Raw genomic sequence first — 11,246 nt, 5'->3', positions numbered from 1 at the left:
CCCGAGCAGATCGCGGGCGAGTTGCGCACCCGCTACCCGGATGATGCGCTGATGCGGGTGTCGCACGAGACGATCTACCAGGCGATTTATGTGCAGAGCCGGGGCAACCTACGCGCGGAGCTGAAGCGTCAGGTGGCGCTGCGTTCCGGGCGCACCCGCCGCCGCCGCGCCGCCACCGCGGGCGGGGCGACCCGCTCGCGGCGGCCCTGGACCGAGGGGCTGCACATCTCGACCCGCCCGGCCGAGGCCACCGACCGGGCGGTGCCCGGGCACTGGGAAGGCGATCTGGTCATCGGGGTCCGCTCGGCCTCGGCGATGATCACCCTGGTGGAGCGGTCCACCCGCTACGTCATGCTCGGCGCGCTACCTGACGGGCGCACCTCCGAGGCGGTCATCGACGTGCTGTCCGGGCTGGCGCAGCGCCTACCCGAGCACCTGCGCCGGTCACTGGCCTGGGACTGCGGGATCGAGATGCGCCACCACGCCCGCTTCACCGTGGCCACCGGCTGCCCGGTGTTCTTCTGCGACCCGCACAGCCCCTGGCAGCGCGGGTCAAACGAGAACACCAACGGGCTGCTACGCCAGTACTTCCCCAAAACCAGCGCCGACTTCCGCGCCTACACCCAGGCCGACCTCGACACCGTCGCCCACGAACTCAACGGCCGCCCACGCAAGACCCTCGGATGGAAGAATCCCGCCCAGGCACTCGACGAGCTGCTCGTTGCAACAACCAGTTGAGACCGCCGATTCATCTAGCGACCTTTTCGGCCTTGATCGACGACCTGGGAGGCGTTCTAGACCCTCACCACGCCCATGATCAGGGAGTTGGCGCATTCCCGGGTTGAAAACGCCCGGGAACGCGCCAGACCCGTGATCATGCCCGCGGAACCGGCCTCCGGGGGCACCGCGCACCACGAGGGCAGGCCCCGGCCTGCCCACCTGTAGGCCCGGGTGGGGCCGCGGAGGCTCGCCTGTCAAGAGGCGCGCAGCGACGCCGCTGGCGCTCTTGACGGGTGAGGGCGGCCCCGCACGATGCGCGGCGCCACCGGAGACCCCAGGCCTGTGGTGATCACCGCGGCCGGGCCATGGCCTGCCCGACCCGAGCACTCGGCGTCGGTCAGCCGCCGCCGCAGCAGCTCGCGGGTGCCCGGGACATCCGCGGCTGGTGTGAAGCCTGCCGGCAGCGCTGGTCCTGCTCAGTTGTCCTGCTGGCGTTCGAGCATCAGCGCCCGCAGGGACTCCGGGATGTCATCGCCGAAGGTTTCCTCGAGGTGGTGGTTCATCACGTCGTCGGCCTGGCTCATGCGGGTGAACAGAGCCTGTTCGTAGGCGTCGAGGCCGGCCTCGAAGTCGTCGGGGTGAGCGGCGAGGGCGTCGGCGAGTTCGGCGCCGTCGCACATGGCCCAGTTGGCTCCCTCGCCGTCGGGGGCCTGCAGGTGTGCGGCGTCGCCGACCAGGGTCACTCCGGGCGTGCGCAGCCAGCGGTGCCCGTCGGGCAGGGCGAAGTGCGGGCGCAGGACGGGCGGGGTGTCGCTGTCGGTGATCAGCGAGGTGACCTCGGGAGCCCAGCCCTCGAATTCGGCGGCGACGCGGGTGGCAGCCGCGGCCGGGTCGGTGAAGTCGATCTGGTCGAACCAGTCCAGCGGCCTGGTGAGGGATGTGTAGGCGTGCAGGGTGTCGCCGCGTTCGCGGTGCGCGGTGATGGCACGGTCGGGTGCAGGGACGAACATCGAGCCGCCGCCGACCGCCTTCGCGGCGGCCGGGTGCCGCGTGTCGGCCTCGTACAGGTACGTCTCGACGAACGACGTGCCGGCGTACGCCGGGGTTGCCGCCGACAGCAGTGGGCGGATCTTCGACCAGGCGCCGTCCGCGCCGACGAGCAGGTCGGCGACGAGCGTGCGGCCGTCGGCGAAGGTGACCTCGTGGCGGCCCTCGTCGAGGCGGCGGGCACCGGCGACCTTGGTGCCCCAGCCCACCGTGCCAGGGGGGAGTGCGTCGAGCAGCATCCGCCGCAGGTCCGCGCGCTGGACTTCGGGCCTGCCGCCCTGTCCGTCGTCGGCCTTCTCGAACAGCACGGCTCCGTCCGGGCTCAGTGCCCGCATCGCCTGGCGGCCCTCCAGCACGATGGCGCGGAAGGCGTCACCGAGCCCGGCGGCTTCGATGGCGAGCTGGCCGTTGTAGTCGTGGATGTCGAGCATGCCGCCCTGCGCCCGCGCATCGGGCGAGGCTTCGGCTTCGTAGACCTGGACCGGTATGCGGTGCACGTGCAGGACGCGGGCCAGCGTGAGGCCGCCGAGCCCGGCGCCGATGATCGTGACAGCTTTCATGACGACTCCCTCTGACTGGCTGGATGCAGCCGCACACCCCGTTTGGTGCGACGCACCAAAATGGGACGCTACAACGTGGTGGTGCACTGCACCAAGTTGGCACAGCGCACCAAATATGTCACCATGGAGGCATGCCAACGCCGGCGCGCCGCCCTGCGCGGCGTAATCAGGTGCTCTCCAGGGAGCAGATCCTTGCCGCCGCCATCGAGCTGCTCGACCGGGGCGGGGAGGCTGCGTTGACCGTGCGGGCGCTCAGCGAGCGACTGTCGACGGGGGCCGGGGCGATCGCGTACCACGTGGGCAAGCGGGACGATCTGCTGGACGCGGCGACGGAGACGGTCGTGACGGCGGCGCTGGCCGCGGCGCCCGCTCCCGCGGCGTCCACGCCGGCCGAGGAGATCCGCGTGGCCGCCCTGGCCCTGTTCGATGCGATCACCGCTCACTCGTGGCTGGCCACGCGGCTGACCCTGCAGATCGTCCGCAACCCCGTCGGGCCGGTCACGGTCGGCATCTTCGAGCGGATCGGCCGGCAGGTGCAGGTCCTGGGGGTGCCGCAGGAGCGCTGGTTCGACGCGGCCTCCACGCTCGTGCACTACATCCTCGGCGCGGTCAGCCAGAAGGCCCGCATCCAAGGGGACACCTCCGGCGTCGACAGCGACGTCGACCGCGAGGAGTACATCGGCGCGGCCTCGGCGGGCTGGCGGCAACTCGCGCCCGAGGACTATCCGTTCATGCACGCCGTCGTCGGCCAGATGAGGGATCACGACGACCGCGAGCAGTTCCTCACGGGCATCGCCGTCATCCTCGACGGCCTCACCCGTCTGAATGCCCCGGAGCGCACTCCAGGCCCTTGATCACCACGTTGGAGCATTCCCGGGTCGAAAACGCCCGGGAACGCGCCGAACCCGTGACCATCGGCGTCGGACCGGTCTCCGGGGGCGCCGCGCGCCCACCGGGCAGGCCCCGCCTGCCCACGCGAACGCCCGCACGCTGCGCGGCGTCACCGGAGGCCCCGGACTCCAGCGTGCCGTGATCGCCGCGCCAGGTCAGGGAGCTGCCCAGCAGGCTTCGCGGGTGAGCCCGAAGCCTGCCCGACATGGGCGCGCAGCGCCACCAGGAGGCAGCCGCGGGAAGCAGCAGCTCGAGGCCGAGGCATCCGCGGCGGTCAGGACGCAGGGGCCGATTTCGCGGCGACCCATGGGCCGCAAATTTGGCCATGATCAGAGATTTGGCGCATTCCCGTGTCGAAAACGCCCGGGAATGCACCAAACCCGTGATCATGGCCGCGGAACCGGCCGGAGGTGGCTCCGCGCGCCAAGAGGGCAGGCCCCGGCCTGCCCGCGTGTATGCCCGGGAGGGCCGCAGGGGCTCAGGGGTCAAGGGGCGCACAGCGACGCCGAAGGCGCCCTTGACGCCTGAGAGGCAGCCCTGCACGATGCGCGGCACCACCGGAGGCCCCGGCCTGCCGGGGCGCGTGGGTCGAGCCGGGGCTCCCGTCAGCCTCCGCCGCAGCAGCCCCCACCGCAGCACCCGCCGCCCGCGGGCGCGGGAGCGGTGCCGCGCCCACCGACGGCGACCGTGCTGAGCAGCTTGACCGTGTCGTCGTGACCGTCGGGGCAGCGCGCCGGCTCGGAGGCGTCGGCCATGGGGCGGCTCACCTCGAAGGTGGAGCCGCACTCGCGGCAGCGGAAGTCGTAGCGGGGCACCCGCAGAGCTTACGTCCCGGCGGGGTGGCACCCCAGGGTTGCGCGCAAGTGAACGTTGCGTTCTCAAAGCGGGACCAGTATCGTCCTTAGAGAACGAGGCGTTCTCTAGAGGGGGTCGGGATGGTGCGTCGCGTGCTGCCGGGCCTGATGCTCGTGATGCTGCTCGGCGCCCTCGACCAGACGGTGATGGCGCCGGCCCTGCCCGTCGTGGCCGCCGACCTGGGCCGGTTCGACCTCATGCCCGCCGTGATCACGGCGTACCTCGCGGCCGCCACCGTCTCGATGCCGCTGCACGGCAAGCTCGGCGACCGGTTCGGACGCAAGCCCGTGCTGCTGGCCGCGATCGTGCTCTTCGTGCTCGGCGCGCTGCTCTGCGCCACGGCGGTGTCGATGCCCGCGCTCGTGGCGTGGCGGGTCGTGCAGGGCGCGGGTGGCGGGGGGCTCATGATCGGGGCGCAGGCCGTGCTCGGCGAGGTGGTGAGCCCCCGCGAGCGCGGGCGCTACCTCGGGCTGCTCGGCGGCGTCTACGTCGTCGCGGCGGTGGGCGGGCCGCTGCTGGGCGGGCTCGCCGTCGACCACCTCACGTGGCGCTGGATCTTCGCGCTCTACCCGCCGCTGGGCCTCGTGGCGCTGGTCGTCGTCGCCCGCACGCTGCGGCTGCCCGCTCCGGAGCGGCGCCCGCCGTTCGACGTGCTCGGCGCGCTGCTGCTCTCGCTGACGGTGACGGGGGTGGTGCTCCTCAGCAGCGGCGCGGGTGGTCTCACCCCGTTCCTCGCCGTGGCGACCGCCCTGGCCACGGCGGGCTGGTTCGCCACCGCCCGGCGGGCCGCCGACCCCGTGCTGCCGCTGCGCCTGTTCCACACGCGCGCGATCGCGATCCCGACGGCGATCAGCGCGCTCATCGGCTTCGCCCTGTTCGGCACGATCAGCTATCTGCCGGCGTACCTCCAGGTGGCGGGCGGCGCATCGGCCACCCAGGCCGGGCTCGTGGTCACCGCGCTGATGGCGGGCGTCCTCCTCACCACCACGGTCTCCGGCCGGATCATCACGCGCACCGGCCGCTACAAGGCGTTCCCCATCGCCGGCACGGCCACGGCGGCGGTCGGCCTCGGCCTGCTGGGCACCGTCGGACGCGCGACGCCGCTGCCGCTTGTGCTGGCCGTGCTGCTGCTGATCGGGCTGGGCGTGGGGATGGTCATGCAGGTGATGGTGCTGGTCGCGCAGAACGGCGCGGAGCACCGCGACCTCGGGGCGGCCACCTCCGCGGTGACGTTCCTGCGCCAGATCGGGGCAAGCACCGGGGTCGCCGCGCTCGGCGCCGTGATCACCGCCCGGTTCGCGGCGGCGCTTCCCCCGGGCGGCGACGCGCAGGTCGCCACCACCCTCGACCCGCAACAGCTCGCGCACCTGCCCGACGCCGTGCGCGACGCCTTCGGCACGGCCGTGCCCCCGGTGTTCGGTTCGGTCGCACCGCTGCTCGGGCTGGCCCTCCTGCTGGCGCTCGCACTGCCCTCCCAGCCGCTGCGCGACACCGCGCACGTCGGCGACAACTCGGAAAGGAGCGCTCGATGACCCACGCGCCCACCCGTCCCGCCACCGGGTTCGTGCTCCCGCTCTCCGCCGTCGGCCGCGACGACCTCGCGACCGCCGGTGGGAAGGGCGCCAACCTCGGCGAACTGGTCCGCGCCGGCTTCCCGGTGCCGGACGGCGCCGTGATCACCACGGACGCCTACGCGGCCGTCGTGGCGCACGCGGGCCTGGGTCCGGCGCTGGCCACGGCCACCGACGACGGGGGCGAGGCGCTGCGGGCGGCCTTCGCCGCGGCCGACGTGCCGGACGAGCTGCGCACGGCGATCCTGGACGCCTACGCGCTGCTCGGGAACGGTCCGGTGGCCGTGCGCTCGAGCGCCACCGCCGAGGACCTGCCCGGCGCCGCCTTCGCCGGGCAGCAGGACACCTACCTCAACGTGGTCGGCCCCGATGCGTTGATCGACGCGGTGCGCCGCTGCTGGGGGTCGCTGTGGACCGAGCGGGCGATCGCCTACCGCGCGCGCCGCGACGTCGACCCGGCGGGCGTGCGGATCGCGGTGGTGGTGCAGCGGATGGTGCCCGCAGCGTTCGCCGGGGTGCTGTTCACGGCCAACCCGGTGAGCGGCCGCCGCGACGAGGTCGTGGTCGACGCGAGCAGCGGGCTGGGTGAGGCCGTGGTGTCCGGGCTGGTCACGCCCGACCACTACGTGCTGGGCGGCGACGGCGCCGTGCGCGAGCGGCGGCGCGGGCTGCGCGAGGTCGTGGTGCGCGGGGTCGAGGGCGGCGGCGTCGAGCACAGCGCCGAACGGCACAGCACGCAAGAGGAGCACGACGAGCTCCCCGAGCCAGTGCTCGCGGAGCTGGCCGCGCTCGGCCGGAAGGTGGCCGAGCACTTCGGCCGGCCGCAGGACATCGAGTGGGCGTGGGCCGACGGGCGGGTCTGGCTCGTGCAGGCCCGTCCGATGACCGCGCTCCCGCCGCCGCCGATCCGCCTGTCCCGGTTCCAGCGCCGCCTCGGCCCGCAGATCGCCGAGTACCTGCCGGTGCGGCCGTACCCGATCGACATGAGCGGTTGGATCGAGCGGGGTATCGGCCGGATGGTCCGGCGGATGCTCGCGGAGATCCCCGGGTTGGCGCTCGACTTCGCCGACGTGCTGCCGGAGGTCGACGGTGTGGTGGACCGGTACGTCCCGCCGCACCCGCGGCCCACGCGGAAGGTGCTCAGCGCACCGGCCCGCATCCTGCCGCGTGCGCGGCGCTACCGACCGGCCGACTGGACGCGCGATCCCCGGTTCGTCCGGTTCGATCGCGAGGCGCGCGAGCTCAACGCCGTCGACGTGAGCGCGCTCGGCTGGGACGAGCTGCGCAGGGTGCCGCAGCGGGCGTTCGAGATCGTGGACGCCATCACCAATCTGCGGTTGGACTACCTGCCCCGGGCCGGGGTCGACCTGATCCGGTTGCAGGTGGTGAAGGTGCTGCTCGGCCACCGCGGGCTCTCCGGGCTGACGTTGGGCACCCGCACCCGCACCGAGGACGCCAACCGCGAGCTGCTGCGGCTCGCCGAGCGCGTGCGCGCCGAAGGGGCGTTGCGGGCCGTGTTCGGCCTCGAGCCGGAGGCCCTGGCGGAGCGGATCGCGCAGGATCCGGCGTTCACGGGCTTCCGGGCGGCGTTCACGGCGTTCCTCGACGAGTACGGCCACCGCGAGACGGCCAGCCCGCTGCTGATGTCCGCGCCGACGTGGAGTGATGCCCCCGCGTCCGTGCTCGGCATGGTGAAGGTGCTGGTGGAGGACGCCCGGCCGGCCGCAGCGGACGACCGTGGCGAGGAGGCCGAGCGCAGGCTGCTGGCACACCCGCTGCTGCGTCTGACCCGCTCCGAAGATCGGGTGCGGCGGCTGCTCGCGCAGGCCCGCGCCGGGATCGCCTTCCGCGAGGACAGCCACTTCCACGGCACCCGCACGCTCCCGCCACTGCGCCGCGCCGTGCTCGAGATGGGCCGCCGGCTGGCCGAGGCGGGGGTGCTGAACGACGCCGAGGACGTGCTGCACCTGCGCATCGAGGAGCTCGAGGCCCTCGGTGACCCGGCCACGCTGCCCCCGGCCGACGCGGAGCGGGTGCGCGCCGCGGTGCGCGCCCGGTCGGCACGGCGCGCCGAGCTGACGGGCGTGCCGCTCATCGCGCCCTCGGTCCTGTTCCCCGACCGCGGGCCTACGGGGGACGCGCTGGTCACCGGCACCCCGGCGAGCGGCGGGCGCGCCACCGGGCCGGTCCGGGTGATCCGCGAGGCCGCCGAGTTCGGGCGGCTGCGCAGCGGCGACGTCCTCGTCTGCCCGTACACCAACCCGTCGTGGACACCGCTGTTCCAGCGGGCCGTCGCCGTGGTGGTGGACGCGGGCGGCAGCGGATCGCACGCCGCGATCGTCGCGCGGGAGTACGGGATCCCGGCCGTGATGGGCTCGGCCACCGGCACGAGCGACCTCGTCGACGGCCAGGTGGTGACGGTGGACGGCGACACCGGCCGGGTCACGGGAGACTGAGTGCCGTGAGCTCCCCGGCCCGGACCACCACGGAAGCGGACGTCGACCACCGCAAGCGGCCCCGCAGGCGCGGGGCCGCCCTGGAGACCGCGATCCTCGAGGCCACGCTCGCCGAGCTCGGCGAGGTGGGGTACGCGCGGCTCTCGGTGGAGCGGGTGGCCGAGCGCGCCGGTGCGAGCAAGGCGTCGCTGTACCGGCGCTGGCCCAGCAAGGTGGAGCTGGTGATGGACGCGGTGTACCACGTCTTCCCCGACGCCACCTCGCCACCGGACACCGGTAGCCTGCGCGGGGATCTCGTCGCCACGATGCGGGCGGTCGCCCACCGCCTGTCCGGGCCGGCGGGTCAGGCGATGGGCGGGGTGCTGAGCGACGCGCTCGGCGACCCGGACAAGGCGCACCGGGTGCGCTCCTACGCGCGCGGCAACAGCCAGGCGTCGATGCGGGAGATCGTGCGGCGCGCGGTCGAGCGCGGCGAGGTCGACCCCTCGGCCGTCACGGAGCGCAGGCTGGAGACCGGGCACGCGCTGTTGCGGTACCACTTCATCACCCGTGGCGTCCCGATCCCGGACCAGGTCATCGACGAGATCGCCGACGAGGTCATGATCCCGCTCCTGCAGCGTCCCGGGGGTGCACCACGGTGAGCTGGAAGCGGCCGCCCCGGTCGGCGGCGTCGCGCACCGCCGTGTTCACGTCGTCGAGCGCGAACCCGGTCACCGCGAACCCGGTCAGGTCGAGCAGGCCCGCCCTCGCCAGCGCGATCACCCGGCCGACGGCGCCGCGCTGGTGCATCCACTGGCCGCGCACGGTCACGGAGTTGCGCATCAGCCACGGGTAGGGCAGCGCGAGGTCGTCGCCTCCCAGCATGCCGACCCCGCCCATCAGCGCGACCCGGCCGTACTCGCGCACGGCCAGCACCGCCGCGCGCACCGCGGAGGCCGGAGCCGACGGCGGGAGCAGGTCCAGCACGACGTCGACCGGCCCAGCGGCCGCGCGCATCCGCTCGGTGTCCCCGTCCCCGGTCAGCTCGACCGTGCGCACCCGGGACCCGAACCGCTTCTCCAGCTCGGCGAGCATCGCGGCGTTGCGCCCGGGAGCGACGACGACACCGGCGCCCATTGCGAGCGCCGTCGCCACGCCGGCGCTGCCGAAGTTGCCGGTGGCCCCGCTGACCAGCACGGACTCCCCCGGCTGCAGCCCGACGGCGTGCAGCCCGCCGTACGGCACCAGGCACACGTGCACCGCGCACCACCGGGCGGCGTCGGCGGGGCCGATCGGCCCGAGCGGATGCACGTTCTCGGTGGGCACGAGCAGCCGCTCCGCGAACGAGCCCCGCCCGTAGTGGCGCTCCAGCGCGAGACCGCCCTCGCCGCGGGCGCTCAGGCCCTGCAGGGTGATGTCCGGGGTGAGCGCGTCGTCGCGGGACCGGATCGCCGGGTCGCACAGCACCCAGTCGCCGGGGGCGAGCCGGGTGGCGTCCGGACCGACGGACCGGACCCGCCCGACCGCGCCCGCCCCCGGGATCGCGGGCAGGGTGAGCAGGTAGTTCCGCTCGCCGCCGAGCACCTCGCCGGTGTAGGGCAGCACACCCGCCGCCGCGACGTCGACGACCACCTCCCCGGCGCCGGGCACCGGATCGGGCACCTCGCGCACGGCGAGCGGGCTTCCGAAGGACTCCAGGACAGCAGCTCTCACGGTGCCGATGCTCGGCCGCGCCGCGGAGCGCATTCAGGACCGGCACCAACCTGGGACGGGGCGGTCCTACCCTGGTGAGGTGCCCGAGCAGCTCGGCGAGTTCCTGCGGTCGCGCCGCGAGCGGCTCTCCCCCGAGGCCGTCGGCCTGCCGCTGCGCAGGCGGCGGCGCACGCCGGGCCTGCGCCGCGAGGAGGTCGCCGAACTCGCCGGGATCGGCGTCGACTGGTACGTCCGGCTGGAGCAGGGCCGGCCCGTGCACCCCTCGCCGCAGACCGTCGAGGCGCTAGCCAGGGCGCTGCGGCTCGACGACACCGACCGGCGGCACCTGCGGGCCCTCGCCGATGCCGGCATGCCACCCGCGTTCCGCCGCGAGACCGTGCCTGACGGGCTGCGGGCCGTGGTGGAGACCCTGGAGCGGCCCGCGTACGTCACCGGGCGGCGGTGGGACCTCCTCGTCTGGAACGCCGCGGCCGCCGAGCTGTTCGGCGACTTCCACGCGAAGCCGGAGGACGACCGCAACATCCTCGTGTACCTGCTCCTCGACCCCGCGGCCCGCGCGCTGTTCGGCGCCGGGTGGGCCGAGGTGGCGCGCCACGCCGTGGCCCAGTTCCGAGCGGTCCACGACCTGGCCGCACCGGATCCGGCGTTCACGGACCTGTCCGCGCGCCTGCGCGACGGCTGCCCCGAGCTCGCGGGGTGGTGGGACGAGCACCGGGTGGCCGCCCCGGGATCGGGCCGCAAGCTGCTCCACCTGCCCGGCGGGCCCGTCGCGTACGAGTACGTCACCCTGCAGGCCACCGACGATCCCGCGCTGCGGCTGTCGGTCTACAGCAGGTCGGTGGCTCCGGTGCCCGGGGCCGACTCCTTCCGCACCCGCTCCGGGTAGGCCGCCGTGAACCTGATCATCCCCCAGAGCACCCCGATCGGGACGACCCAGTTGAGCAGCAGGTCGGCCATGTGCGGCTGGGAGGCGTCCACCGCGTGCGCGTCGAGCGCCGTCACCAGCAGTCCCGACGCGCCGATCACCATGATCGCGACGCCCCACGCAGCGGAGAGCACCCGGTTGATCTTGTGGAACGTCGGTGTGCCCCAGTACTCACGCGGGACGGTCTGCCGCGCGTACTCCTCGGTGAAGGGCATCACCGGCACCGTCACGAGCGCGTAGAGCCCGAGCAGCACACCGACGAGCGGGCGCCCCCACTCGAAGAGCCACTGGTCCACCGCGGGGCCGCCCACGAACCCGACGACGGCGATCACGGAGAACAGCACGAACGAGCCGAGCGTCAGGATCTTGGGGCCGTGGTGGCGGTGCGCGACGGCCAGCGCGACCAGGGTCATCACCACCGCGATCGTCGCGCTCCACGCCACGCCGTTGGCGTCGAGCCGCTGCGCGGCGAACGAGAAGACGATCCACGGGAGGAAGCCGAGCACGAACCTGAGGTTGTCCATGGGAG

General features: G+C 73.9%; 10 protein-coding genes. 6 read left to right on the top strand and 4 right to left on the bottom strand.

Annotated elements, in window-relative coordinates:
• Positions 1–738 (top strand): IS30 family transposase (locus ACFPL3_RS04225; RefSeq protein WP_379588380.1); only part of this gene is annotated, 738 nt, incomplete at its 5' end.
• 458 nt (positions 739–1,196) lie between these two features.
• On the opposite strand, the gene ACFPL3_RS04220 is transcribed toward ACFPL3_RS04225, so the two are convergent.
• On the bottom strand, positions 1,197–2,327 hold the full coding sequence (locus ACFPL3_RS04220) for an FAD-dependent oxidoreductase (protein WP_343938353.1): 1,131 nt from the start codon (positions 2,325–2,327) through the stop codon (positions 1,197–1,199).
• A gap of 23 nt (positions 2,328–2,350) precedes the next feature.
• On the opposite strand from ACFPL3_RS04220, the gene ACFPL3_RS04215 reads away from it, so the two are divergent.
• Positions 2,351–3,181, top strand: coding sequence for a TetR/AcrR family transcriptional regulator (locus tag ACFPL3_RS04215; protein ID WP_343938351.1), 831 nt, complete (start codon positions 2,351–2,353; stop codon positions 3,179–3,181).
• A 642-nt stretch (positions 3,182–3,823) separates the two neighbouring features.
• On the opposite strand, the gene ACFPL3_RS04210 is transcribed toward ACFPL3_RS04215, so the two are convergent.
• Positions 3,824–4,033, bottom strand: a complete 210-nt coding sequence (locus ACFPL3_RS04210) for an FmdB family zinc ribbon protein (protein ID WP_343938349.1) — start codon at positions 4,031–4,033, stop codon at positions 3,824–3,826.
• Positions 4,034–4,153: 120 nt separating this feature from the next.
• Between ACFPL3_RS04210 and ACFPL3_RS04205 the strand changes: the two genes are divergently transcribed.
• The 3 genes from ACFPL3_RS04205 to ACFPL3_RS04195 are packed head-to-tail and all read left to right on the top strand — an operon-like array spanning position 4,154 to position 8,741.
• Positions 4,154–5,605: an MDR family MFS transporter gene (locus ACFPL3_RS04205; protein ID WP_343938347.1), complete on the top strand. Its 1,452-nt coding sequence runs from the start codon at positions 4,154–4,156 to the stop codon at positions 5,603–5,605.
• Entirely contained in the window at positions 5,602–8,100 is a 2,499-nt protein-coding gene (locus ACFPL3_RS04200; RefSeq protein WP_343938345.1) for a PEP/pyruvate-binding domain-containing protein, read from the top strand. Before ACFPL3_RS04205 ends, ACFPL3_RS04200 begins: the two co-directional genes overlap by 4 nt.
• A gap of 5 nt (positions 8,101–8,105) precedes the next feature.
• A complete protein-coding gene (locus ACFPL3_RS04195) occupies positions 8,106–8,741 on the top strand; it encodes a TetR/AcrR family transcriptional regulator (protein ID WP_343938343.1) in 636 nt (211 codons plus the stop codon).
• Here ACFPL3_RS04195 and ACFPL3_RS04190 read toward each other — a convergent pair.
• Entirely contained in the window at positions 8,698–9,792 is a 1,095-nt protein-coding gene (locus ACFPL3_RS04190) for a zinc-binding alcohol dehydrogenase family protein (protein WP_343938341.1), read from the bottom strand. The genes ACFPL3_RS04195 and ACFPL3_RS04190 overlap by 44 nt on opposite strands.
• A gap of 79 nt (positions 9,793–9,871) precedes the next feature.
• Between ACFPL3_RS04190 and ACFPL3_RS04185 the strand changes: the two genes are divergently transcribed.
• A complete protein-coding gene (locus tag ACFPL3_RS04185; protein WP_343938339.1) occupies positions 9,872–10,678 on the top strand; it encodes a helix-turn-helix transcriptional regulator in 807 nt (268 codons plus the stop codon).
• Here ACFPL3_RS04185 and ACFPL3_RS04180 read toward each other — a convergent pair.
• The gene (locus ACFPL3_RS04180) at positions 10,618–11,241 is read right to left on the bottom strand and encodes a hypothetical protein (RefSeq protein WP_343938337.1); all 624 of its coding nucleotides are present in this window, start codon (positions 11,239–11,241) and stop codon (positions 10,618–10,620) included. The two genes, ACFPL3_RS04185 and ACFPL3_RS04180, sit on opposite strands and share 61 nt — an antisense overlap.
• Between the last annotated feature and the right edge of the window lie 5 nt (positions 11,242–11,246).

The sequence above is a fragment of the Pseudonocardia zijingensis genome, from assembly GCF_042657305.1.
In the GTDB taxonomy this organism is placed as follows: Bacteria; Actinomycetota; Actinomycetes; order Mycobacteriales; family Pseudonocardiaceae; genus Pseudonocardia; species Pseudonocardia zijingensis.
The sequence above is the reverse complement of the archived record's forward strand: the minus strand, read 5'-3'. Positions and strand labels throughout refer to the sequence as shown.